Origin of the sequence: Kitasatospora purpeofusca (assembly GCF_042691725.1) — a bacterium.
In the GTDB taxonomy this organism is placed as follows: Bacteria; Actinomycetota; Actinomycetes; order Streptomycetales; family Streptomycetaceae; genus Kitasatospora; species Kitasatospora purpeofusca_B.
The window spans coordinates 4,476,914-4,499,073 of the sequence record NZ_CP170483.1; the positions used below are offsets into that span (position 1 = coordinate 4,476,914).

Sequence of the window (22,160 nt, forward strand, 5' to 3'; positions counted from 1 at the left end):
GGCCATGCCCCTCCCGCCGGTTGCCACCCCTGTGAGGCAAGCCCCGGATGAGGCAGGATGGACTCGGAAGGGCGGCCTCTCATTGCCGACCACCATGTGCACTGAGGAAGAGGACCCCATGAGCATCGACCCGTCGTCCATCCCGTCGTTCGGCGTCCCCCAGGGCGGCCAGCCCGGAGGCCAGGGCGGGCGTCCGGCCGGACCGCCGCCGATCATCGTCCCGGACCAGAACCTGGTGGGCCAGCTCCTCGACCAGATGCAGCTCAAGCACGGCGTCGACGAGGAGGGCGACCTCACCGCCCCCTGGGAGGGCTTCCGCGTCTACTACATGTTCCGCGGCGAGCAGAAGGAGCTCTTCGCGGTCCGGGCGTTCTACGACCGCCCGTACCCGCTGGAGAAGAAGGGCGAGATCCTCGACCTGATCGACGAGTGGAACCGCGAGACCCTCTGGCCCAAGGTCTACACCCACACCCACGAGGACGGCGTGGTCCGCCTGATCGGCGAGGCGCAGATGATCGTCGGCACCGGCGTCAACCTGGACTACTTCGTCACCACCACCGCCAACTGGACCCAGGCCGCCGTGGGCTTCGAGCAGTGGATCGTCGAGCGCCTCGGCCTGCAGGACGACATCGAGGGCGAGGACGGCGAGGGCAAGCCGTCCGGCGACACCAACGAGAGCTGACCCCCCGGGGGGCTCCCCCGCACGGCCCGCCACCGGCACCCGGTGGCGGGCCGTCGCCGTCCCCGGGTGCCCCGGGCGGCCGGAGTGGTCAGCGGCGGCGCCGGCGGTACCTGAGGAGCAGAACACTCAGGGCGCCGAGGACGAGGACCGTGAAGCCGACCCTCACGGGGGTCGGAAGGTTCCCCGACCCGGCCGCCGACGCCTCGACCGCTCCGGCGCCGCCGGGATCCCTCGGGAAGGTGACGGTGGCGCGCGTGGTGTGCTCGGCCACGCCGCTCCGGAGCGTGAGCTCCACGGTCCACGGGCCGTCCGGCAGCCCCGCGTCCAGCGGGACGACCGCCTCCCCGGCGTCCCCCGGAGCCAGCGTGGTGCCCGTCTTCACCGGGAAGGGCCCGGCGCGCAGCCCGCCCGGCCCGTCGAGGAGGGCGAGCGTCCCGCCGATGTCCAGGGCACGGCCCCCCGTGTTGCGGACCCGGGCGTGGACCTCCCCCCGCCCGCCGCGGGCCTTGGTCGGATAGAGCCGCTCGATCGCGAAGTCCGCGGGCGGCTCACCGCCGGGACCGACGTCGACGTACATGCGGACCCCGACCCGCCCCAGGATCGTCAGGTTCTGCGAGCGGTCCGCGGGAGCGGCCGTCTGGGCCCAGATGACGCCGTACCGCTCCCCGGCGGCGGCTTCCCCGGGGATCCGGATGGTGGTGCGCACCCGTGCCGTTGCCGAGGGCGCCAGCTCGAGCTCCGTCGTGTCGAGCGACGTCCAGCCGGTCAGCTCGTTGGGGGTGCGCTCCGGTGCGAAGGTGAACTGCCCCTTCTCGATGCCGGCCGCCCCGGCGTAGACGCTGACGCGCATCGGCGTGGACGACGCGTTGGAGACCTCCACCCGCCGCTCGACGGTCGAGCCCGGTGCGACGTGGTCGACGATGTACGCCTGCGCCCGGGGATCGTCACGGCGGTTCTGCGGAGCGTCGAGCAGCTTGATGCCGATGCTCCGCTCCGCGGGGCTCGGCCGTGCGGAGGGCGTCGAGGGTGTCGAGGAGGGCGCGGGTGTCGAAGGGGCGGGCGTCGAGGGCGTCGAGGGCGTCGAGGGTGTCGAGCGGGGCGCGGGCGTCGAGGGCATCCCGTCCGCCGCTGCCGGGAGCACCCCGACCGCCTGGACGACGGCCAGCACCGTCAGCAGGACCCAGTACCGGCGCGCACCCTTCATCCGGTCACGCAACGGAGTGGGTCAGCGTTCCGGTGTAGATCCCACCGATCGCGCCGGTGGGCAGGGAGACGGTGACCGTCGGGTTCCAGGTCGCGGTGTTGTCCCCGACACCGCTGCTCCCGGTGACCACCGCCTGCGGGGAGTTGCTCAGCGTCACGCTGGTCGTGGTGGCGGTGATGGTGCCGGTCGTCGTCACCGTCCCTGGCACGTAGGTCGCGCTGGTCGCCGGAATCGTCGACGGACCGTTGGCGAAGTCCGTCGACGACGCGGTCACCGTCCAGGAGGCCGAGAGAAGGGCGCGCAGGTCGGTGACGTTCACCGGGCCGATCGGAGCGCTGACCTGGGTGCCGGGCGCTCCCGAGCCGAGGGCGGCGCTGACCGGCACCGACATCGTCAGCGCGCCGGACGTGACGACGAACGTGACCGTGGTGCTGGGGTCGAACGCCGCGACGGCGGTACCCGGCTGGACCATGGCGAGGACGGCGGCCGCGGCCGCGACGGAGATGATTCGTAAGCGCATGACAACTCCCGGGACAACGCCCGCCAGCGGGCATTCTGAGTGACTTGATGTCAGGCAAAAGCCGGTGATCGGTTCCCGCAAGCCGCGATCCGCCGCACTCCGCCATAGGGGCCGCATTTCAGCCGGATCGCGGACCGGACCGCCCCGCCGGGACGCTGAGGACGGCCCGGCACCACGGGAGCTTGTCCGCGGCCCGTGGCCGTCGGAGGATGGGCCCGACCGCAATCTGTGAGGAGCCGTGATGGGTGCGAGGCCGCTGTTGAACCGCCGGCTGGCGGGCATGGGAACGACGATCTTCGCGGAGATGTCCGCGCTGGCCACCGCCACCGGTTCGATCAACCTCGGCCAGGGATTCCCGGACACCGACGGCCCCGAGGAGGTCCGCGAGGCGGCTGTCCGGGCCCTGCGCGACGGGCGCGGCAACCAGTACCCGCCCGGCCCCGGCGTCCCCGAGCTGCGGACCGCGATCGCCGCGCACCAGCGGCGCTTCTACGGCCTGACCTACGACCCGGACACCGAGGTGCTGGTCACCGCCGGCGCCACCGAGGCCATCGCCGCGACGCTGCTCGCGCTGCTGGAGCCCGGCGACGAGGTGATCGCCTTCGAACCCTTCTACGACTCCTACGCCGCCTGCATCGCCATGGCCGGCGCCGTCCGCGTCCCGCTCACCCTCCGCGCCCCGGACTTCCGCCCCGACCTCGACGAGCTGCGCGCCCTGGTCACTCCCCGTACCCGGCTGCTGCTGCTCAACTCCCCGCACAACCCGACCGGCCTGGTCCTCACCCCCGACGAACTCACCGCCATCGCCGAACTCGCCGTCGAGCGCGACCTGTTGGTGGTCACCGACGAGGTCTACGAGCACCTCGTCTTCACCGGCGCCCACCACCCCCTCGCCGCCCTCCCCGGGATGCGCGAACGCACGGTCACCATCTCCTCGGCCGGCAAGACCTTCTCCTTCACCGGCTGGAAGGTCGGCTGGGTCAAGCCCTGTTCGCCTACCTATTTGCTGGCGAGCTGAGTACGACCCGCTGTCTCCTCACCTGATGGCCATCAAGCTCAGGTTGGCGAGCCGGTACTCCACAAACTCATCCCGCTCGTCAGTGGCGCTAAGTAAGGTGTCGGTGACCAGGGAGGGGTCACATGGCATCTGTCCGACCAAGTCGGCGAGTCGAGCGGGCAGGCGTGAACGCGCTACGCACCCTCCTTGAAGACCACGAGCACATCGTCCAGGAGATCGACGGTGGCAACGATCACGGCGAAGACATGCACGTGCTCCTGACTCGCAACGGCCGTAGGACAGGACACGTAGTCGCGATCCAGGTCAAGAGCGGCAAGAAGTACAAGCGGGCCAATGGGTATGCCATTCCCGTAGAGGATCACTATCACGACTGGAAAGAAAGTCGAATCCCGGTCCTCGGGGTGGTACACGACATGGAATCCGGCCGCCTCTTCTGGGTGAACCTTACACGCCGACTTAACCTTCCCGGAGAAGCCCCAAAGTGGGTCCAGATCCCCGCCGATTCCGAGCTGGCCACGGAAAGCATCCGAGGATTCGTCGCAGAAATTGAAATGTACATCGACAGTGAAGGGATGAGAATTCGCGGGGCCACGAAAGAGGAGACATTCGCAGGAGCCGTCCAAGCCCGACTCGGCAAATATGAGCCCAGGTCGACAGACGTCGCCAACCCTCTCTATGAGGGGATGGCCGAGATTGCGCTACGACACGAAGACAAGATCAAACGCTTCGCCCGCGAATACCTACGGATCATTCCCCTGCTGATCCTCGTAGGGATCATGATCTTTGAGTATCCCTACCAGGTGCGCTTCGTAAATAATTACGGTAGTGGCGTGCCGCCAACCCCATGGATCATGGGCCTCTATAGCTTCATCTTCTACATGGCCCTAACCCTCTTCTTTGAGTTTCGCGCCGGGAGGCTGCCAGCCAACACCGGAAGGTTCTTCGGGCTGATCGTCAGCAACTTTCTCTGGCTGCCATTGATTGATGACGGAAAAAGCGAATCATGGTGGGGAACTACATGGATTATTGCAGGAGCATTGGTGCCATCACTCGGCCTAAAGTTGCTGTTCGCCAGCTATATTCGCGCCGCCATGGACAGACGCCGCGCAGCGAAAGCGCGCACACCTGAAAGGTGAATCGCAACTCAATTCGCCAATACACGGATACCGACGCCTGCGCGAGAACTAGTCGACATCCCCTGGAAGACCCTTTGGGTACGCTGCGCGCAACCTCCTCCTTCGACCGGCTTCCTTCTCGGCGTAGAAGGCGCCAAGACAGAGGATCAGCGCCTGAGCGATAGCCGGCATCATCCAGACGAATACCCGGCTGAACATTGAATTGACCGGCCATGCGGCAATTTCTTCACCCACTCCCACATACCATCCGCAAGCCAGGAGAAGGTGGGCCGACCAGGAGATCAATCGGGCCCTTTTCCGCTCAGGATCCGTGCTGCCCGCCCTGTACAGATAGGTCACAGTCCCATAAAACCCGATCAGCCAAATCCATCCATTCCACAGCAAACCGTCATCCTCGCGAGCCGCGGCCTTATACAAGCCCGGCCCCGTCATGATAAATGCACAGATTAAGACAATGAAGAAAGATACTTTGACCGCTTGACTATCGAAACGGGGATGACGTTCGCGAAAGTCAACGGAGGCAACTCCTAGCTCATACGGAATCCCCCCGATCGGCACCTCGGCAACTGCCCTGTGACTGCCGAGCCGCCGCACCGCACGTCCGATCACCTGCGGAAATGTCCTTGGGGCATCTGGCATTGCCCCGTCACGCGCCTCTATAAAGCGCGACGCGCTGGCTACGAAATGAGCCACGGTGGTCGCGTCAAGGATTTCAGTCTCACCAATCGGAACGCTCTTCGGAGTCTCACCCCGACCAATCCGTTCCAGGAGGTGTTCGGTCATATTAACCCAGAACAGCTTGCGCAGCTCCGGGTCATAGACAACACCGATCACTGGAATCCGGCTCAGGGTCCAATCTCTGAGATGATTACGGCATGGGATTCCGTATCCGACGGGTCGCCTATAAGCTCCGCCACTCTTCACCTGGACAGCTACGATCTCGCCTGTCCGCTCCCCTAGCCTGGTGAAGCTCAGGTAACAGTCCTCCCCTTGGTCATTCCCCCCATCGATTTCTTGAACGATGTGACCCGCAGACTCCATCAACGAGCGAAACTCGTTTACCCCGGCCCTTTCGGTGACCCTTGTGGCGCGTACCTTGGTCATTTCGTCTCCCCCTCAGCTACTGCTCCGAATGGCGCCGTAATTCCCGGATCCAACAGCAGTGCGTGCTGCAGCTCACGCGGCACAACAGTTCGCCTGGCAGGCATGCAGAGATGGTACTCAAGTGGACTGACAATCAAGGATTTTGTTTCGACTTCGGCGACCCGATTCGGCCATCCCCCAGTCTCATGGAGGTACTCCCGTGGGCATACATGCTGTATCGGGCCTGCCCTGTTATGGGCTGATGGCCTTCCTGGGCAGCATCAGGAATCAGCACCCTTCGGGCCAAGCCGGCAAGCGAGACGCGCAGCGGTCTCCGGCAACACCAGCTCCACTCGGCGGCGACACAGGCCCTTGGCCACGAAGAAGCACGAGAACTTCCCGAACGGGCCGATCTCCCGGCACTCGTAGAGGCCGTTACCGCTGAGCGGCCAACCGTGGGGCTGGCCGCTCCGACCGAGGAACGTACGCGCGTACACGTACCTCTCGTCCGTGCCGCGGATCTTGGCGACCCATCCAACCGAGACTGAACAGATGAGGCGCTGGGGCATGATGGACACCTCTGGAAACGGGGCCGCGGGATCCGCGCTGGCAACGTCAAGGGGTACATCGAGCGCCGCTCTCGATGCGGCGGTCTGTTCGGCAGTGGCGTGCCGTGCGCACACTCCTGGGTCAAGCCCTGTTCGCCTACCTATTTGCTGGCGAGCTGAGTACGAACCTGCGGCACTGCCGAGCCACCGACAGTGTGGCTCATCGTCGTCTTCTTAGGCGGCCCAGCGGAGTACCGTCCGTAATTTCCTGGAGGGCGGCCAGCCGCGATTCCAGGTCGTGGAGTTCCTGTTGGGTGTGGGCCGCACGCATACGCATCTCGTCTGCGGCCTCCTCCGCCTGAGCACGCCGTCTCTCAATGCTGGCAAGCTCTGACATCGTTGCGTCCAACCGCCGTCGTGCTTCCCGAGCTTCGGCCTCAGCAACGCTCGCGACACGTAGTTGCTCTTCTCTGAGCCGCAGAGCCTCGGCCTCGTGGTCGTCCTGTTCTCGAGCCTCTTCGGTGGTGTCGGCCGTCTCTTCCGCAGCAGTCTCCCCTGCGGCTTCGAGCCGATCCTCCAAATCGGAGCACCTCTGCTGCAGCAACCTCGCATGCTGCTCGGCTCGCTCCAGAGCCTCGCTGAGATGATCGACTTGCTCACGAAGCTGATCGCGCTCTGCCCGGAGCCGCTCTTGATCACCTACAAGGCGCTCACTCTCGGCAGCCGACGCAACCGCTACGGTCGCCGCTTCGAGCTCAAGCTGACGATTCTCCCCCTCAAGCTCCCGTACGCGCTGGCGAGCCTGATCCAAGCCCTCCGCCAGAGTCTTCACCAAGGTGCTCGCCTTGCTCAGGTCCTTGTTGGCGGAGACGATCTCGTCGCGCAGGGCTTGTACTGAAGCAGACTTCGGGCTGACAGCGCGCAGGGCCGCCCGGTGCAACTGCCGGACGTGTTCGCGGACCTCTGCTGCGAGCTGGTTCCCCGAGACTTGGTCCCCGTCTGCGATCAACCTCTCAACAAAGTCAGCGGGCGGAACCTCCCGCCCGCTGAAGTACTTGGACAGCCTTCCGGCATCGCGGTACGCGAGGACTGCGTACCCTCGAAGCGATCTTCCCGTTCGCTGGCCGAGGAACCGCAGGATCTCAGCAAATTCACGACACTCAGGTCCGACGCCATCGGGAATCGGCCGAAAGTCCATCCGTCGCATCGCGACAGCCGCTTGTGGTCCACCCCTGGCGATCTCCGCACTCAAACGTATGCCGAGGTCCGCATCGGGAAGCAGCTCTCCTTCGATCACGCCGCCGTCGCCACCGTCTCCGTAGCTGCCTGACACAGACGCATCTCCTGGCCGTTGCTCGCCATCCGCAACAGTGTGCGGCTTGCCGCAACACCCGCCCTCTGAGCGACTGTTGCCGTATCAGCTCTACTCGTAGGCCACCGCAGAAAGGATCTCACGATGAGTCATGCAGAGACGCCAGACGATCCGAGGCCGCCTGTTTCCAGGCGGCCGGCCTCGCACCAGCTGCTGGCAACCCCCTGCGCTGTCTGCGGCAGTCTCGGCATCTGCTCGTTGGCCGGTTCTCCGTGGTGGGTGACTCTCCCGTGCATCAGCCTCGGGGCATTGCTCACCGCTCTGCAGACTGTCTTCCCCCAGGATTCCGCCGATCGAGTGGCATGGTGGAGGCATCGATGGGAGCGGACAAGGGCAGGGCGCCAGCTCGCCCGTTCGTCCTCCCCTCGGAGGACGAACCGCAATAGGCTTCGGCCCGAACCTGACGAGATCCAGGACCGTCGATCTTGAGCCAAGGAGATGGACACACATGGGCACAAGGCCGTTGCTGAACCGCAGGTTGTCGGGGCTGGGCACAACGATCTTCGCCGAGATGTCCGCCCTGGCCATCTCCACCGGCTCGATCAACCTCGGGCAGGGCTTCCCCGACACCGACGGCCCCGAGGATGTCCGCGAGGCTGCCGTCCGGGCCCTGCGCAAGGGCAACGGCAACCAGTACCCGCCCGGCCCCGGCATCCCCGAACTGCGCCAGGCCGTCGCCGAACACCAGCAGCGCTTCTACGGCCTGACCTACGACCCGGACACCGAGGTTCTGGTCACCGCCGGCGCCACAGAGGCCATCGCGGCGGCCCTGCTCGCGCTTCTGGAGCCCGGCGACGAGGTGATCGCATTCGAGCCGTTCTACGACTCGTACGCCGCCTGCATCGCCATGGCTGGCGCCACCCGCGTCCCACTTACCCTGCGAGCCCCATCGTTCCGCCCGAACCTGGACGAACTGCGCGCGCTGATTACCCCGCGTACCCGGCTTCTGCTGATCAACACCCCTCACAACCCCACCGGCACCGTCCTCACCGCCGACGAACTCGCGACCATCGCCGAACTCGCTGTCGAGCACGACCTCCTAGTGATCACGGATGAGGTCTACGAGCACCTCGTCTTCGGCACAGCCACCCACCACCCCATTTCCGCCCTGCCTGGCATGCGCGAGCGCACCGTCTCCATCTCCTCCGCCGGCAAGACCTTCTCCTTCACTGGATGGAAGGTTGGTTGGGTAACCGCGAGTCCGGCGCTCGTCTCAGCGGTCCGCACCGCCAAGCAGTACCTCACGTACGTCAGCGCAGGCCCATTCCAGTACGCAGTTGCTGAGGCGCTGCGCCTCCCCGAGAGCTACTTCGCCACCTTCCGCGCCAACTTGGTCCGCAAGCGGGACCTGTTGGTTGAGGGTCTCTCGTCGGCGGGCTTCCGCGTGTTCAACCCCGAGGGCACGTACTTCATCACCACCGACATCACCCCACTCGGGGAGAAGGACGGCCTGGAGTTCTGCCGTTCCCTGCCCGCGCGCTGCGGCGTGGTCGCCATCCCGAACGTCGTCTTCTACGACAACACCGAAGCCGGGCAGAGCCTGGTTCGGTTCACCTTCTGCAAGAAGGACGAGGTTCTGAGCGAGGCGGTAACGCGACTCCAGCAGCTCTGACCGACTGCGCGCGGGACAAGGGGACTACTTCGGCGGCTTTGCCGTGCTCTGCGCTCGACCAGCCCGACGAGGCCAGCTCGGCTTCTGGCCGATCGCGATGGCGCAGGCAGCCGCCGTCCAGATCCGGGCAAGCTCCATGCCGTCGGCCCTGCGATCAACGGAGCACATGAGGGCGATGATCCCGATGAGGCCAGCGAAGAGTACGAGCAGCACTGCTGGAACGGCCCGCAGCGGCAGGGCTAAGGCACGGGCGAAGGAGGATGCCTCGACCATGCCGTCACCTGGCCAGTACGGGGCTGGCCCCGAAGTCGGCGACCCAAGCTCGGGCCGCATGTTCCTTGGTACTGATCAGGATCTCAGCGTACCCAATCCCGCTGTGACTCAGAGGCTCCAGCTCATGCCACACACTCTCGGACATGGCCAGCACCAGGACCGACGCGCTGGCGTTTAGCGCACTGCGCAGCTCGGGGCCGTCGAGCAAGCGGAACGCATGGCTCACGTGACGACCGACGTAGCCGTGGTCGTCTCGGAATACCTCACCGCTGTGCAATGCCGCTCGGAGCCGGATCTGGGCGTCTGGGCGCGCAGTGCTGTTGTACTCGTGGACGGCGGTGGCCAGTGCTGGAACCACCGTGCCAGCGAGGGTGTGAAGCCCCGTGGACTCGTCGATCACGGCCATGATGCCGTCGCCCCGGTCGAGTAGGTCATAACCCTTCGCCTGTAGACCGCCTGCGGCCAAGGCGCGGCCAAGCGCCTCGTACAGGCCCTGCCTCATCGCGAGGCAGGCAGTGTCCGTGCGGCCCGTCTGGTTGAAGCCGGCGATATCCAGGCCGAAGAAGATCTTGCGCAGATGCTTGATCAAGCGGTCACGCCCCCGAGAGTGGCATTCCTCAGCATTCCGACTGAGTCAGAATAGCACTCTGACTGTCACTCAGCCGCCTTGGCACGCAACGCATCCAGATCCTGGATGACGATCTTCCGCCGCTCCGTGGTCACGACACCCTCGTCCCGCAGCAGCCGCAGAGTCCTCACGATCGCCTCACGGGACGCGCCTGCCCATCCGGCCAGGTCTTGCTGGGTTAGGGGCAGCCGCACAACGCCCGTCGCATCGTCGACCACTCCGATCTGCGGCACCAGAGCTACCAGGCGTGCGGCGACCCGTTGGGCAACAGTGTGGGTGACCAACTCCAATCGGCCCTGGTCGGCTTCACGGAGCCGCTCGGTGACGATCCCAAGCACGGCGACAGCAGCCTCCGGGTGCTCCCCAACCAAGGCTCGAAAATCCTCGGCAGAGATGGCGAGGGCCGTCACGTCAGTCAACGCGATCACCGATGCCGACCTCGGTGTGCCGTTGAGGGCGGCCTGCTCGCCGATGATCTCTGGCGCCTCTCGCAGGCCAAGGACGATCTCAGTGCTATCCGCATCCCGGGTCACCACCTTGGCGCTTCCAGCGCGCAACATCAGCACGTGGTTCGAGAGATCACCCTCCTGAATGATCGTCTGGCCTGCACGGAACCGGACCGCAGAGCCCACGCCTCCCTTAGAGACGAGCCCTTCCAGAACCTCGGCCTTCGTGAGGGCGCTCGCATCAGACATGGACACTTCCTTTTGGACTCGGGCGGACTCGCCCACAACGTAGAACACTTTTGATGGCCCTGGAATGACGGGCATTCAACCTATTCCTGCCTCTATCCCGGGTGCCCCTGGGCACGAGATCGGCTCGCTCAACGACATGAGGGTCGTCGCGGGGCAAAGATCTCAGGGGAGCTCAGATGCCAGCAGCGGGCACGATGCGCCTGCCACCCAGCGCGGACCTCACGGCGGTCATCGCCGCCCGGGCGCGGGCAGCACCCTCGGCGGCGATCGCTGCCCCGTTAACGGCTACCGACCGACGTCCGCCAAGGCCCGCACACGCCCGGCAGATCCCCGGCCGAGGCACCGGATCGTGACACTCGGCGCACTCCGCGTACCGGGGCCTTGTGGACCGCTCCTGCGCACGGGCGGGTGGCAGCTTGTGCTCCAGGCGGTAGCGGAGCACCGCTACCGCCGAGTGCACGGGCGTCGGCAGGCCCGGCAGTAGGGCCTGGGTCAGGTCGCTCGGACTACAGCCGCGCTCCAGCCACTGCGCGACGAGGGGCGCGAGCTCCTCGGCTTCGGCTTGGCCAACCCGCAGGCGCTGCTCCGGGCGGATCACCCGGAGCAGCGTGGCGACCGCCTCGCGGATCTGCTCGTCCGGGACCGCCACGGGCTGCTCGTCCGCCTCGTCCTCGTGGTCTTCCTCCCGCCCTCCCGTCCTCGCTTGCGGCTCGTCGGCGAGGACCGGCTCGGTCGCCTGCTCGGTGGGGAGGGAGGGTTCTTTCACCAGGTCCTTTACAAGGGCGTCAGCGCCGCCGGTGGTCGCTCCACCGGAGACCGGACGGGTGACACCCGGCAGCGCAGTCTGCGGGGTGTCGTAGACGTGGGTCTCGGTGATGATCGTGCCGTCCGGCATCCGGACCTTCTCGACCCGGTAGAAGCCGGCGTCGGACAGCTCCTTCAGGGCCTTGCGGATCGCGCTGCGTCCCTGGGGGCTGCTGTCGGCCATCTGCCGGCCGTCCTCGCGCCAGCCGTCAGAGCGGGAGAGGAGGTCCGCGAGCAGGCCCCGGGCGGTGTAGGAGAGCCGTCGGTACTGCAGGACGGCGTTGGGCAGCACGGTGAAGTTGCGCACGTGGGCGCTACGATGGACGCGCATCGGGAGTGTTGGCTCCTGTTGCCTGACCCCGGGATGTTTGCCGCATCGCCGGGGTCGCCTATTTTCGGTTGGACCACGGAACGTACCACAACGGCCAGGCACACAAGCCGCGTTGACGCCAGCGGCCTTGATCACATTCGAGATCGAGAAACCCACTGGCCGATGCTGTGGCGAATGACGCGATCGCTGGTGTGGAGCGCGGCCATGAGGTGGTCGTCGAGGTCGGCGGGGAGTGCCCCTACCCCGAGAGAGCAGGCGTGGAGAATGGCCTGGAAGTCCTGAGCCTGCTGGGCAGTGGCCAAGGCGGTGAACAGCGGGTGGGCAAGGGTCTCCCGAGCCGCGTAGCCGTCGGTGGTCTTCGTCGTCCGGCGGTGCAGTTCCGTGACGGTCTGGCGTGCGACCGGGGCGTCGCCCGAAGCGGCAATGTCCAGGAGGACGAGCCCCATTCTCGTGTCGAAGACGGCCATCCCGTCTTCGACAGGGCGTTCGAGATAGGTGGTCGCCAGGTCCCGCAGGACGCGACGCCAGGGCTGGCCCGACACGCGGCGACACAGCAGGGCCAAGCACTCGGTGACGGCTTCCTCCCAGGGCTCTTCGGGCACGGTCTCGGCCAGGAGTTCGCTGGTCTGGAAAATGTCCCCGCTGGTGAGGGCGGCGAGGACAGCGACTTGGCGGCCGTCGAGCATGCGTTGCCCGATGCCGTGATGCGCCTGGACGTGAGCGTGTGCCTCCGTCCAGCGTCCGGCGGCGGTCAGGGCGCGGGTGCCATCGGCGAGCAGGACGGTCCACAGCCAGGAGCGAACGGTGTGGCGGTCGGCGCGGTCCGCGACGAGGTCCGCGGGAACGGTGATGCCCTCGATGTCGGCGGGTTTGGCGTCGGTGACGGCATCGAACAGCGCCAGGAGGTGCTGACGGCCCTGGTCGGCTTGCCCAGCGCGGAGTCGTAGGCGGGCGAGGTTGACGAGGGGTTCGAGGGCGCGGATCGCGGCCGGGGCCGGAAGCGGGACGGCGTGCAGATAGGCGGCGGCGTGCCGGCGGCACATCGCGCGGGCGGTGGCGGGGTCGCCGATGTCGGAGGCGATCAGGGCAGCCTGGTTGTAGACGGTCGAGGCCGCACTCGGGTCCTCCCGTTCGGCTGCGGTGCGGGCGAGTTCGGTCAGTGCCGTCACGCGCTGGGGCAGGGGCAAGCAGGCGGGACGGGGCCGGGCGACGAGGGGGAAGCACTGGGTTGCGGCGTCAGGGAGTTTCCACACGGCCGGCATCGTTCCTCTCTGTGGTTGGGTCAGGGCCGAAGACGACGGTCCTGGCGGTGGCGGCGAGCGCGCTCTGGGTGGCGTAGGGCAGACCGGTCCGGTTCCAGGCGAAGATCACGTGGTGGGTCAGGACGTCGCGCAGGCCGCGGTGGAGTCTTCCGGCCGCGTGGAGTTCGGCAAGTTCGGCTCCGGCGTCGCGGTGGGCGCGGGCCCGGCCGGCGGCGTGGGCGAGCGTGCCACCCGGCCGCAGCGCGTGCAGCGGGTCCGCCGAGAGCAGGCGGCGGACGGCGGTGTGCAGCCGGTCGTCGCCGGTCGCGGGTTGGTCCCGGTGGGCGGCGACGCGGGCCCAGACGTCGCCCCGCTCGTACCAGTCCAGCCCGGCGGCGTGAAGCAGGAGGCTGCACAGGAGAAGGGAGGTCTCGACGGGGTGCGTGCGGGGCTCACCCGTGCGCAGGACGCTGCGGCTGTCGTGGTGGAAGAGCCGGTGGGCGCTGTCCATGGCTTGGGTGCCGCCGAAGGCGTGGACCTCGGGTTCGTAGATGCTCGGTGTCCAACCGTCGATGTGGCCGGCGGCGACCAGTTCGTCGAGCCTGTGGGTGACACGGTCGTGCCCGCCGGGCCCGGGCCGGTAGCGCATGCGCCAGCAGGGGTGTTTGCGGATGACGAACCAGGCGGCGAGGGCGCCTTCGGTCTCGGCGGCGTGCAGGAGCGGGGCGAGGTGGGTCAGGGCGGTGGCCTCGGCGCGGTCCCATTCGTGGAAGCTGACGTTGGCCTGGCGCCAGGGGGTCGGGTGCATGAGGGAGTCTCCGGGGTTCATGCCAGGGCGAGGAAGGTGTCCCAGTGCGGTCCGGGCGCATGTCCGGTGCCGATCGTGTGCAGGGCAAGGGCCGTCCCGGCGGCACCGTCGAGGAGTTCCGCGTCGTGTCCGCCCTGGTCGAGTGCGGTGATCAGGCGGTCGGCCAGGTGCGGCACCTCGGCGGTGATGGCGGGGTTTCCGGTTTCGGCGGCCATGCGCCATGCGGCGTGCAGCAGGCCGGCCATGCCGTGGCACAGCCCGGTCTCGGGAAGAAGGGCCAGCTGCAGTGGGTCGCGCAGGGCGGCGAGGATCGCGTTCTCGGCGTCGCGCACGCGCTGGGGGTCGCCGAGGGCCAGGCCGGCGAGCTGCTGGGCGCGGGCGGTGCCGCTCACCCCGTAGCACCAGGATGGCCTGGGCCGCAGGCCCGGGTGAAGGCGGTGGTCAGCCGTCTGTTCGACGGTGAGCTGGCCCGGCCACCACGGGCCCTCCTGGCTGTCCTGGCTGTCCTGGCGCCAGTGGTCGGTCCAGGAGCAGATCTGCTCGATGGCCTCCGCCGTGCCGCGAACGGCCGGGCCGTGGAGCAGGGCCCGGGACAGCACGGACAGGGTGGCGCTGATGCCGTGGGCGGTGCCGAAGTTGCCGTGGCCGTCGGGGTAGTCAGGGTGGGGTGCGCCGGTCGGTGCAACGTCCATCCACCAGGGCGGCAGCCCGACCGTGTCGGACAGCGGTTCGGTCAGGCGTACGAGGTAGGCGAGCACGTCGCGGGTGATCTCGTGGTGGGGATGCCGGCTCAGGTGGTAGGCGCCCAGCCCGGACAGGCCCTGGACCAGGTCGAACTCCTCCATGGGGGGCCGTTCGGCGCGGTTGATGCGCCGATGGGCAGCGGCCAGGCGAGTGCGGGTGACGGTGATGGTCGCCGCGTCAAGGCGGTCCAGGACGCGCCGGTAGCGGCCTTGTGTGGCGGCCGCGGTGGAGGTGACGAAGGCGAGTGCCGGGGCGCCGAAGTACAGATTGGCGTTGGCGGCGGCGCTGATGTCGCCGTGCAGGGCGGCCAGCAGCCAGGTGTGGGCGGTGTCCCAGTCACCATGGCCGGTGCGGGCACGTTCGATGTGCAGCAGGGCGATGCCCGAGGCGCCTCCGGCGAGCGACTGCGGCCAGGACCGGCCGCCTTCGGGCTGCCCGAGCGGCCACGCCGTTTCCGGGTCGGCGAGCGTCTGGACGAGCCGGTCGGCTGCGGCCAGTGCGGTGGTTGGGGTGGCTGTGGTCATTGCTACCTCCGTGCGGTCCGGCTCAGGGCGGCGGCCCGGGCCAGGTGCAGGTGTGCGCGTTCCTCGTCCAGGTCCGGGCCGTGCATCCGAACCTGGTGGAGGTGCAGCAGGTCCGGCAGCAGGTCCTCGGGGCTGGTGCCGGTGTCCTGGAGTGTCCGGCGGTAGGTCGCCAGCGCGTCGCGGCGGGCGGCCCACGCGGCGGTGACCTGTTCGCCCAGGACCGCGGGGCCGGTGGTCACGAGGTCGACGGCCTGGCGGTAGACGGTGCGGTCCGGGGAGGTGGGGCTGGTGCGGGTGTGGTCGATGAGCCAGCGCATCGCCGTGGCGGTGTCGCCGAGCAGGCCAGTGGCGATGTCCGTCATGCTCGCGGCGGTGACTGCATCCGTGTCCACCGCGCCGGTGGCGGCGAGTTGGGCGAGGGAGGCGGCGGAGTCGGCCGCGAAGTACCGCTCGGCCGCCTCGATCGCGTTCGGGCCGCCGAACCGCGCGGTCTCCGGGTGGTAGGTCTCCAGGATGGTGTGGGTGATGAGGCTGTGGCGCCGCAGGCGCCGACTCCACTTGCCAATGCATTCCATGGTGCGGCCGAGTGTCCCGGGCTCACACGACAGGCGCAGGCGGAGGTGGTCACCGGGATCGCGATAGCGGATGAACCACCATGGCGGGGAGCCCAGTTCGTCCAGCAGGTCCGGCAGGTGCCGGGTCAGGACCTGGTCCTGTCGCTCGCGGCGCCCGTGCAAGTGGAGCTGGATGCGGTCGTCGCAGCCGGGCAGGTGACCGTGCTCCCGGCCGGTGACGTGGCCCATCGTCTTGACCGGGGCGGCGTTCTGCACGGTGGCCAGAGGGATGACGACTTCGTGGGCCCGCCCGCCGGTCCAGCCCAGGTCGCGGGACCCCGGGGCGGGGTTGAGCGTCACGGTGGTGTCGCGGTCCAAGTGGGTTCGCAGCAGGGCCCGGTGCGCGGGCTGGGTGAGGTCGAGGGCGAGACGCTGGTCTGCTTCGCTCAGGTACACCTGCTCGGGCAGGTGCACGTCGCGACGCCATCGGGTCAGGGCCTGGTCCCAGGTGGTCCATGGTGTGTCGGCGGCGGGCAGATCGTCTTGAGTGAGAAGCCAGCGGGCTGGGGACAGGACCGTGCGCCGGTAGCGCAGGGCGGGCAGGAACGGCAGGTTGGAGGCGGCGGCGCCCCATAGGAAGCCGGTGCAGGGGACGGCCAGTGCGACGGGGGCCTCTGTCAGGAAGCGGGCCAGCGGATGGGAGTGGTGGCCCAGGTCGACGGCGTTCAGCAGCAGGGTATGGACGGGGCGGTTGCGGGAGATGGAGACCAGGTGCAGTTGCCCGGCGTCGGCGGTGACGGCCAGGTCCGTCACCGGGATCAGCGCGGTGTCCAGGTCGTGGAAGTCGCCGAGCGGGATCACCAGGTCGGCGGCCTGCGGGGCGCGGGCGACGTTCTGGGCGCGGGCGGACAACGGTGGGGAGCTGATCTGTGTGAGGACCGCGCCTTCGTGCACGCCGGGCAGGTTGCCGTACGACGTCGTCATGCGGCGGCGGTCCGCCTCGTCCAGCAGGTCGAGGAAGCGGCCGGTGGTGGAGCCGGCCGAGCGCGCCACCCCGACGACGTGCAGGGTGAACTCGCCCTGCTGGAGGGCCGTCAGGTCCTCGGCGTGGATCCGGACGGTCAGTTCGGTGCTGGGCTGCACGGGATGGCCCGGGTCGGTGGTGGCCAGGTGTTCCAGTGCGGCGCCGTCGAGTTCGACTTCGAGCCGGTGCCGCATGCCGGCGGTGTGGGCGAGCTTGATGAGGCGGGCGTCGCGCTCGGGCAACGGGGCGGGCTTGGGGGCGGCGGTGGCGCCGAGGTAGCCGGGCGGGTAGCCGAGTGCGTCGATGGCATCCAGGACGGAGACGGCTGCCCGGGGTCCGTAGCGTTCCAGGAAGCGGCCGTGCCATTCGGCCCAGCCGGTCAGCGCCGCCCGGGGCGCGAGGCGGGTGAGCGCCAGCGCGGCCGCTGCCGCCTCGGCGGCCACTGTCTCGGGGATGGTCAGGTCCCAGTCCACCTGCAGGTCGACCACGGGCATCGGGCTCTGGCGGATCTGCGCGGCCTCGGCCGAATCGAGGCGGGTCAGGTGGTGGTGAAGGACGGCGAGCGGATCCGTGACGGTCATCGCGGGGCGGAGGCTGGTGAGGAGAACGCCCTGCTTGACCAAGCCCGTCAGGAGATTGTCGACCGAGGACGCCAGCGCGCCGGGGAACGCAGCGGACAGCTTCGCGGCGAGGTCGCACCACGGAATGGGGGTCCGCGCACCGTCCAGGGCTTCGCGTACCGGCGCGGAGATGCGTACGTGCACGTGCTGCGGTCCCTCGCCTGCGGTCCGGCTGGGGCGGTGTTCGATGACCACATGGCCGTCGCGTTCCACGGCGAGGGAACTGGTGGTCAGCATCAGGTGGGGCCGCAGGACGAGGTGCGGCTCGAAGCGGTCGACCAGGGCCGTGCTGAACGCCGCGTCGGCTCTCGCGGTGGCGTGGTGTCCAGTACCGGCCCGCAGCGCGGCTGTGGCGGCGATGTGTGCGGGCGCGACGCCGGCGAAGAGACCGAACGGTGTGGCGCGGGTGCGGGCCCTCAGCAGATAGCGCACGACGGTGAGGACCGTGCGCCGCGTGTCCGGGGTCGGGAACGGCCTGCCGGAGCGGATCCGTTCCACCCGGTGCGCGAGGTCCGCGCTGGCGGCCGTGACGGCGGCCGCGAAGTCCGGTATCTCCCAGACCTGCTGCAGCCAGGATCGCCACGACTGCGTGTCCGAGCCGACGAGGTCGGGCCAGGGCACCTGCTGGTCTGGGTGCCAGGCGGCCGCCCTGACCAGGGCCGCATCGATGTGGCGGTACATGAGCCCCCTCCTGTCGCCGTGCGGTGCCCGGCCGCGTTCCCCACGCGGCCGGGCACCTTGATGGACTGGCCGGTTACGGGCAGCTGACGCACGCGGTCGCGCACGTCGAGTTGCAGCCGTCGTTCGTCAGGCGGATGAGCTGGTCCGCGGCGGGACCGCCCTCGACGATGGTGATGTCGAGGTCGAAACCGCTCAGGTCGTGCTGCTCGTCGGCCGGCTGCGAGGGCGCGATGGGGCCCTCCAACTGCACGGTCATGCATGCCTCCTTGGCAGATCGGTTGATGGTGTACCCGGGCCCCGGGCGGGGCCCGGGAGTCTCAGTGCCAGGTCGCCGTCACGATGCCGTGGCGTCGCAGGACGGCGTTGCCGGGCAGGGGGGTGGGCGCGGGGCCGGGCAGGTAGCGGAACATCGCGGCGCCGCGGCGGCGGTGGTCGCGGGCCCAGCGGCGAAGGAGCGTGACGTACTCGTCGGCGAGTGCTTCGGCGCCGGGACCGTGGGCGACCACGCCGCTCTCGAAGCCGCCGGTGTCCGCGTTCTCGCGGCGGGTGCGGTAGGCGAAGCTGTCCTCGCTCACCAGGGTGGGCACCCCGAACAGTGCGGACGCCTCCACGATGCCGCGCTCGACCACGTCGTTGGCGGCGTGCAGGCGGGCCGGGCTCGACAGGTTGAGGGTGAGGTAGAGCTCCAGCTCGTCGGGCAGGTCGTACGCCTCGCCGGACCAGCGCTCCAGACGGGGCAGGTCCAGCGCGCGGTCCAGCGCCCGGGCGTCGAGCGGCACCCGGATGTCGTCGCTCTGCACGGCGACTCCCTCGCGCAGCATCACCTTGCGTTCCTCGGCGGCGCCTTCGCCCTGCATGGGCACGAAGCGGGCCAGGGTGTACGAGCGGCTGACCAGGCCGGTGCCGTCGCGGTCGAAGGCGATCGAGCGGGTCGTGCCGCAGACCGTCAGCGGGACGACGAGGCGCCCGGCGGGTGCCAGCCCGTCGATCCACGACGGGGGGACGTCCCACGCAGCCGCCGTCACCATGATCAGGTCATAGGGGGCCCCGTCCGGCACACCGCCCTCACCATCAGCCAGGACTGTACGCACCTGCGGGTATCCGGCGTCGTCCAGACACCGCCGGGCCTGGTCGATCACGTCGCGGTCGATGTCCACGGTGGTGACCTCGCCCTGCTTACCGACAAGTTCCTGCAGGTAGGCAGCGTTGACTCCGCCGGAGCCGACCTCCAGCGCCTTCATGCCGGGTTCAATGCCAGCCTGTTCCAGCATCACGGCCTGCAGGTGGGCCGCCGACATGACGCTGAGCTCCAGGCCGTTCTCGTCCTTCTTCACCGGCACGGTGCGGTGCAGGTCGTAGGCGATCTCCGCTGGCGTGTCCGGCGCGAACAGGTGGCGGGGCACCGCGGCGAAGGCGGCGGCGACCGGCTCGCTCCTGATCCCGTCCTGGTCACGCAGCGCACGGACCATGTCCGCCCGCAGCACGTCGGGGTCGCGGACCGGCGAGTCGTCGATGGCAGTCATCCGATTACCTGTTTCTGTCGGGAGGTTGACGCTTGCGGCAGCCCGGATCGGCCCGGCGCTCAGGCAGGAGGCTAGCCAGAGAGCTCCATGCCGCGCGGGCAGGTACGCGCTGCTGTGGGGGCGGACTTCGGCGTTCGACTTAAGCGAACGTCTGGGAGTGGAGTTGGGCGCGCATCCGAACGCGGCAGATGTAGTGGTTGGCTCGCTCACACCCCGTCTCGCAGTAGGGCATGGTCACCGGTTCACCTGGCGCGTTGGGCAGTTGGCGTTCGCACGGCCGGGCGTGCTCCTGGTTTGGGGCAGGCTCTGCGGCGGCCGGTGGGGCAGCAGGCACCTGACCTGTTTGCCGACCGGTGTCAAGGCGACCTCCCAGCCCGGCGCGAGCGCCGAAGCGAGCAACAGCCCTCGACCGCCTTCGGCCTGCCGGTCACCGACCCCAGTGCCGCGCCGTCGGGGCAGTTCACCCGACTCCGGGTCATGGACTCTCACCTGCACCCCATCCGAGCCCATGGCAACCTCGACAACCAGCGGAACCCCATCCCCGCATGCCCGGACCGCATTCCCGACCAGCTCGCTCACCAGCAGCTCCGCGTCCTGGGCCAGATCGAGGCCGATACCGGCCTTGCCCAACCTGAACACTGCCAGCCGCCGCATCCTCGCCAGGTTCCCCTGGCCGGCGACCAGATGGACGGTCACACCCGCGTCGCCGTCCTGGACGTAGAACCCGGGTTTGCTCTGCAACAGCTCATCAATTGCCGAGACCATGGCCCCTCCCATCTGCGGGCTAGCGTCCGCGCAGCATCGGAACAAGTAACGCTCGGCTGACGTCGATTGACTATCAGTTAGCGCCTACCCTCAGAGAATGGACCCTTCTCAGCTTGGGCGCAAGTTTTCTACCCAAGTTGGTCGAGCGCGAGGAGATAGGTGTTCGCCTTGCTCGCGCAGGTAGTGCGACACTCTGCACATGTCCAACTCTCCGCTGGTTCCCACCGTCCGGCGCCGTCAGCTCGGCAAAGCCTTGAGGGGCCTGCGCAACACGGCCGGGCTAACGCTCGACGGTGCGGCCGAGGCCATGGGATGGAGGGGGCCGAAGCTCTCGAAGATCGAGAACGCCACCCAGTCAATCCGCCCCGCTGAGCTCACCGGCCTGTTGACCGTCTACGGCGTCAGTGACCCCGAGGTGTTCACCGCTCTGGACAGCCTTGCCAAGGACGCCAGCAAGCGGGGTTGGTGGCAGACCTACGGCGGCGTGCTGTCACCGGCCTACGCGGACTACATCTCCCTGGAGACGGATGCGGAGAGTATCCGCATCTACTCGCCAGGACTGGTTCCCGGGCTCTTGCAGAGCGCGGCCTACGCTCGCGAGACCATCGCGGCGATCGCGATGACCCGCTCCCCCGAGGAAGTCACAGCCCTGGCCGAGGTCAGGCAGGCCCGCCAGGCCGTCCTCAGCCGCACCGGCCGCCTGCCGCTGGAACTGTGGGCGATCATCCCCGAAGCGGTCCTTCACCAGCGCTTCGCGGTGCGGCCAGCCATCATGCGCGAGCAACTGCGGCGACTTCTCGACGCGGCCGAATTGCCCAACGTGACGATCCAGGTCATGCCCCTGGAGGCCACGCTGCACCCGGGCACCATCGGCGGTTTCAACCTGATCGGGTTCCCCGGGCCGCTGCCCGACGTCGTGCAGCTGGAGAACCTGCTCGGATCGTCCTACGTTGAGGACGCCGACGGCGTGAAGCTCCACGCTGCGGCCTTCGAGCGGATCCAGGCGACCGCCCTGCCGCCAGAGGATTCGCTGGCACTGATCGCACGCATGGAAGAAGGAACCCGCAAGTGAACGCACCAAAGGCCGACCTCTACGCCTACGACCTCACCAGCGCTGTCTGGCGTAAGTCCTCCGCGAGTGGAGGAGAGGGTGAGTGCCTTGAGGTCACCGACCTGCCCGGTGGGGGCCGGGCCGTCCGCGACTCCAAGAACCCCGACCGCGCGCCTCTGTGCTTCACCGCCCGCGAGTGGGAAGCCGCCAAGGCGGGCATCCTCGCCGGCGAACTCTGATCTACCCGCAGCCTTCGCCGGTCGCGGGGCTGCTTCCCGGCCACACCGGGGCACCGGGGCGGGGCCCCGGTGTGTCGTCGGCCGGACGGGGTCAGCGGGTTCGGTGTGGCGGGGTGCCAACGGGTGCGGCGGGCGGTGTGGCCGCTGGTGGGGGCGGCGCACCGACCTGCGGCGCAAGCGCGACCTGCTCGCGAAGGGCCTCACCGCCGCCGGCTTCCGGGTCTTCCTGCCCGAGGCACCTACTTCATCACCACCGACATCACCCCGCTGGACGAGAAGGACAGCGTCGAGTTCTGCCACACCCTCCCGCAGCGCTGCGGGAGGGTGGCGATCCCCAACGCCGTCTTCTATGACGACGCCGAGGCCGGCCGGCCTTGGTGCGCTTCACCTTCTGCAAGCAGGTGGCCGTCCTGGAGGAGGCGGTCGACCGGCTGTCCCGGCTCTGACCCATCACCCGGATCTCTCGCATGCCTTGACTAT

At 68.5% G+C, this 22,160-nt stretch carries 20 protein-coding genes and 2 pseudogenes; 7 read left to right on the plus strand and 15 right to left on the minus strand.

All coding sequences use genetic code 11. The features are described 5' to 3' along the window. The first annotated feature begins 118 nt into the window (after positions 1 to 118). Positions 119 to 682, plus strand: coding sequence for a YbjN domain-containing protein (locus ACFCLZ_RS18850; RefSeq protein ID WP_380277481.1), 564 nt, complete (start codon positions 119 to 121; stop codon positions 680 to 682). A gap of 88 nt (positions 683 to 770) precedes the next feature. Here ACFCLZ_RS18850 and ACFCLZ_RS18855 read toward each other — a convergent pair whose 3' ends face one another. Next, complete coding sequence (locus tag ACFCLZ_RS18855) at positions 771 to 1,886, minus strand: peptidase (protein WP_380277483.1); 1,116 nt, start codon at positions 1,884 to 1,886, stop codon at positions 771 to 773. Positions 1,887 to 1,890: 4 nt separating this feature from the next. Then, positions 1,891 to 2,406 carry a hypothetical protein gene (locus ACFCLZ_RS18860; protein ID WP_380277485.1) on the minus strand — a complete coding sequence of 172 codons (516 nt, stop codon included), beginning with the start codon at positions 2,404 to 2,406 and terminating at the stop codon, positions 1,891 to 1,893. 241 nt (positions 2,407 to 2,647) lie between these two features. Between ACFCLZ_RS18860 and ACFCLZ_RS18865 the strand changes: the two are divergent. Together ACFCLZ_RS18865 and ACFCLZ_RS18870 are read left to right on the plus strand one after the other, a co-directional pair. Further along, positions 2,648 to 3,403: pseudogene (locus ACFCLZ_RS18865) on the plus strand (aminotransferase class I/II-fold pyridoxal phosphate-dependent enzyme); the annotation flags it as partial. Positions 3,404 to 3,546: 143 nt separating this feature from the next. After that, complete coding sequence (locus ACFCLZ_RS18870; protein WP_380277487.1) at positions 3,547 to 4,560, plus strand: DUF4365 domain-containing protein; 1,014 nt, start codon at positions 3,547 to 3,549, stop codon at positions 4,558 to 4,560. 48 nt (positions 4,561 to 4,608) lie between these two features. On the opposite strand, the gene ACFCLZ_RS18875 is transcribed toward ACFCLZ_RS18870, so the two are convergent. Both ACFCLZ_RS18875 and ACFCLZ_RS18880 read right to left on the minus strand, forming a co-directional pair. After that, positions 4,609 to 5,664 (minus strand): DUF4365 domain-containing protein, encoded by a 1,056-nt coding sequence (locus ACFCLZ_RS18875; protein WP_380277489.1) that lies wholly within the window; start codon positions 5,662 to 5,664, stop codon positions 4,609 to 4,611. A 747-nt stretch (positions 5,665 to 6,411) separates the two neighbouring features. After that, positions 6,412 to 7,524, minus strand: coding sequence for a hypothetical protein (locus ACFCLZ_RS18880; RefSeq protein WP_380277491.1), 1,113 nt, complete (start codon positions 7,522 to 7,524; stop codon positions 6,412 to 6,414). A 487-nt stretch (positions 7,525 to 8,011) separates the two neighbouring features. On the opposite strand from ACFCLZ_RS18880, the gene ACFCLZ_RS18885 reads away from it, so the two are divergent. Next, positions 8,012 to 9,175, plus strand: coding sequence for a pyridoxal phosphate-dependent aminotransferase (locus ACFCLZ_RS18885; RefSeq protein WP_380277492.1), 1,164 nt, complete (start codon positions 8,012 to 8,014; stop codon positions 9,173 to 9,175). Positions 9,176 to 9,199: 24 nt separating this feature from the next. On the opposite strand, the gene ACFCLZ_RS18890 is transcribed toward ACFCLZ_RS18885, so the two are convergent. The 11 genes from ACFCLZ_RS18890 to ACFCLZ_RS18940 form a co-directional block, all read right to left on the minus strand. Then, positions 9,200 to 9,448 carry a hypothetical protein gene (locus ACFCLZ_RS18890; protein ID WP_380277494.1) on the minus strand — a complete coding sequence of 83 codons (249 nt, stop codon included), beginning with the start codon at positions 9,446 to 9,448 and terminating at the stop codon, positions 9,200 to 9,202. A 4-nt stretch (positions 9,449 to 9,452) separates the two neighbouring features. Continuing rightward, complete coding sequence (locus tag ACFCLZ_RS18895; protein ID WP_380277496.1) at positions 9,453 to 10,037, minus strand: hypothetical protein; 585 nt, start codon at positions 10,035 to 10,037, stop codon at positions 9,453 to 9,455. A 65-nt stretch (positions 10,038 to 10,102) separates the two neighbouring features. Further along, positions 10,103 to 10,771 carry a Crp/Fnr family transcriptional regulator gene (locus tag ACFCLZ_RS18900; protein WP_380277498.1) on the minus strand — a complete coding sequence of 223 codons (669 nt, stop codon included), beginning with the start codon at positions 10,769 to 10,771 and terminating at the stop codon, positions 10,103 to 10,105. Positions 10,772 to 10,943: 172 nt separating this feature from the next. Further along, entirely contained in the window at positions 10,944 to 11,882 is a 939-nt protein-coding gene (locus tag ACFCLZ_RS18905; RefSeq protein ID WP_380277500.1) for a hypothetical protein, read from the minus strand. 155 nt (positions 11,883 to 12,037) lie between these two features. Beyond that, positions 12,038 to 13,075, minus strand: coding sequence for a hypothetical protein (locus ACFCLZ_RS18910; RefSeq protein WP_380277502.1), 1,038 nt, complete (start codon positions 13,073 to 13,075; stop codon positions 12,038 to 12,040). Between the two features lie 67 nt (positions 13,076 to 13,142). Then, positions 13,143 to 13,955 carry a thiopeptide-type bacteriocin biosynthesis protein gene (locus ACFCLZ_RS18915; RefSeq protein ID WP_380277503.1) on the minus strand — a complete coding sequence of 271 codons (813 nt, stop codon included), beginning with the start codon at positions 13,953 to 13,955 and terminating at the stop codon, positions 13,143 to 13,145. 17 nt (positions 13,956 to 13,972) lie between these two features. Next, positions 13,973 to 15,223: a lanthionine synthetase C family protein gene (locus tag ACFCLZ_RS18920; protein WP_380277505.1), complete on the minus strand. Its 1,251-nt coding sequence runs from the start codon at positions 15,221 to 15,223 to the stop codon at positions 13,973 to 13,975. A gap of 2 nt (positions 15,224 to 15,225) precedes the next feature. Beyond that, positions 15,226 to 18,102, minus strand: coding sequence for a lantibiotic dehydratase (locus ACFCLZ_RS18925; RefSeq protein WP_380277507.1), 2,877 nt, complete (start codon positions 18,100 to 18,102; stop codon positions 15,226 to 15,228). 73 nt (positions 18,103 to 18,175) lie between these two features. Next, positions 18,176 to 18,358, minus strand: a complete 183-nt coding sequence (locus ACFCLZ_RS18930) for an FxLD family lanthipeptide (RefSeq protein ID WP_380277509.1) — start codon at positions 18,356 to 18,358, stop codon at positions 18,176 to 18,178. Positions 18,359 to 18,419: 61 nt separating this feature from the next. Next, positions 18,420 to 19,625 carry a methyltransferase, FxLD system gene (gene fxlM, locus ACFCLZ_RS18935; protein WP_380277510.1) on the minus strand — a complete coding sequence of 402 codons (1,206 nt, stop codon included), beginning with the start codon at positions 19,623 to 19,625 and terminating at the stop codon, positions 18,420 to 18,422. Between the two features lie 234 nt (positions 19,626 to 19,859). After that, positions 19,860 to 20,390, minus strand: a complete 531-nt coding sequence (locus ACFCLZ_RS18940) for an ATP-binding protein (RefSeq protein ID WP_380277512.1) — start codon at positions 20,388 to 20,390, stop codon at positions 19,860 to 19,862. Positions 20,391 to 20,589: 199 nt separating this feature from the next. Between ACFCLZ_RS18940 and ACFCLZ_RS18945 the strand changes: the two genes are divergently transcribed. The 3 genes and pseudogenes from ACFCLZ_RS18945 to ACFCLZ_RS18955 form a co-directional block, all read left to right on the plus strand. Next, positions 20,590 to 21,462 (plus strand): helix-turn-helix domain-containing protein, encoded by an 873-nt coding sequence (locus ACFCLZ_RS18945; protein WP_380277514.1) that lies wholly within the window; start codon positions 20,590 to 20,592, stop codon positions 21,460 to 21,462. Further along, positions 21,459 to 21,680 (plus strand): DUF397 domain-containing protein, encoded by a 222-nt coding sequence (locus ACFCLZ_RS18950; protein WP_380277515.1) that lies wholly within the window; start codon positions 21,459 to 21,461, stop codon positions 21,678 to 21,680. The genes ACFCLZ_RS18945 and ACFCLZ_RS18950 overlap by 4 nt, the downstream gene beginning before the upstream one ends. Positions 21,681 to 21,837: 157 nt before the next feature. After that, a pseudogene (locus ACFCLZ_RS18955) lies at positions 21,838 to 22,126 on the plus strand (aminotransferase class I/II-fold pyridoxal phosphate-dependent enzyme); the annotation flags it as partial. Positions 22,127 to 22,160 lie beyond the last annotated feature (34 nt).

Bases quoted from the DNA above. Each gene is read 5' to 3' on its own strand.
- ACFCLZ_RS18915 (WP_380277503.1), bottom strand. From the start codon at position 13,955: ATGCACCCGACCCCCTGGCGCCAGGCCAACGTCAGCTTCCACGAATGG.
- ACFCLZ_RS18875 (WP_380277489.1), bottom strand. From the start codon at position 5,664: ATGACCAAGGTACGCGCCACAAGGGTCACCGAAAGGGCCGGGGTAAAC.
- ACFCLZ_RS18920 (WP_380277505.1), bottom strand. From the start codon at position 15,223: ATGACCACAGCCACCCCAACCACCGCACTGGCCGCAGCCGACCGGCTC.
- ACFCLZ_RS18930 (WP_380277509.1), bottom strand. From the start codon at position 18,358: ATGACCGTGCAGTTGGAGGGCCCCATCGCGCCCTCGCAGCCGGCCGAC.
- ACFCLZ_RS18850 (WP_380277481.1), top strand. From the start codon at position 119: ATGAGCATCGACCCGTCGTCCATCCCGTCGTTCGGCGTCCCCCAGGGC.
- ACFCLZ_RS18860 (WP_380277485.1), bottom strand. From the start codon at position 2,406: ATGCGCTTACGAATCATCTCCGTCGCGGCCGCGGCCGCCGTCCTCGCC.
- ACFCLZ_RS18925 (WP_380277507.1), bottom strand. From the start codon at position 18,102: ATGTACCGCCACATCGATGCGGCCCTGGTCAGGGCGGCCGCCTGGCAC.
- fxlM (WP_380277510.1), bottom strand. From the start codon at position 19,625: ATGACTGCCATCGACGACTCGCCGGTCCGCGACCCCGACGTGCTGCGG.
- ACFCLZ_RS18890 (WP_380277494.1), bottom strand. From the start codon at position 9,448: ATGGTCGAGGCATCCTCCTTCGCCCGTGCCTTAGCCCTGCCGCTGCGG.
- ACFCLZ_RS18940 (WP_380277512.1), bottom strand. From the start codon at position 20,390: ATGGTCTCGGCAATTGATGAGCTGTTGCAGAGCAAACCCGGGTTCTAC.
- ACFCLZ_RS18855 (WP_380277483.1), bottom strand. From the start codon at position 1,886: ATGAAGGGTGCGCGCCGGTACTGGGTCCTGCTGACGGTGCTGGCCGTC.
- ACFCLZ_RS18945 (WP_380277514.1), top strand. From the start codon at position 20,590: ATGTCCAACTCTCCGCTGGTTCCCACCGTCCGGCGCCGTCAGCTCGGC.
- ACFCLZ_RS18900 (WP_380277498.1), bottom strand. From the start codon at position 10,771: ATGTCTGATGCGAGCGCCCTCACGAAGGCCGAGGTTCTGGAAGGGCTC.
- ACFCLZ_RS18885 (WP_380277492.1), top strand. From the start codon at position 8,012: ATGGGCACAAGGCCGTTGCTGAACCGCAGGTTGTCGGGGCTGGGCACA.
- ACFCLZ_RS18870 (WP_380277487.1), top strand. From the start codon at position 3,547: ATGGCATCTGTCCGACCAAGTCGGCGAGTCGAGCGGGCAGGCGTGAAC.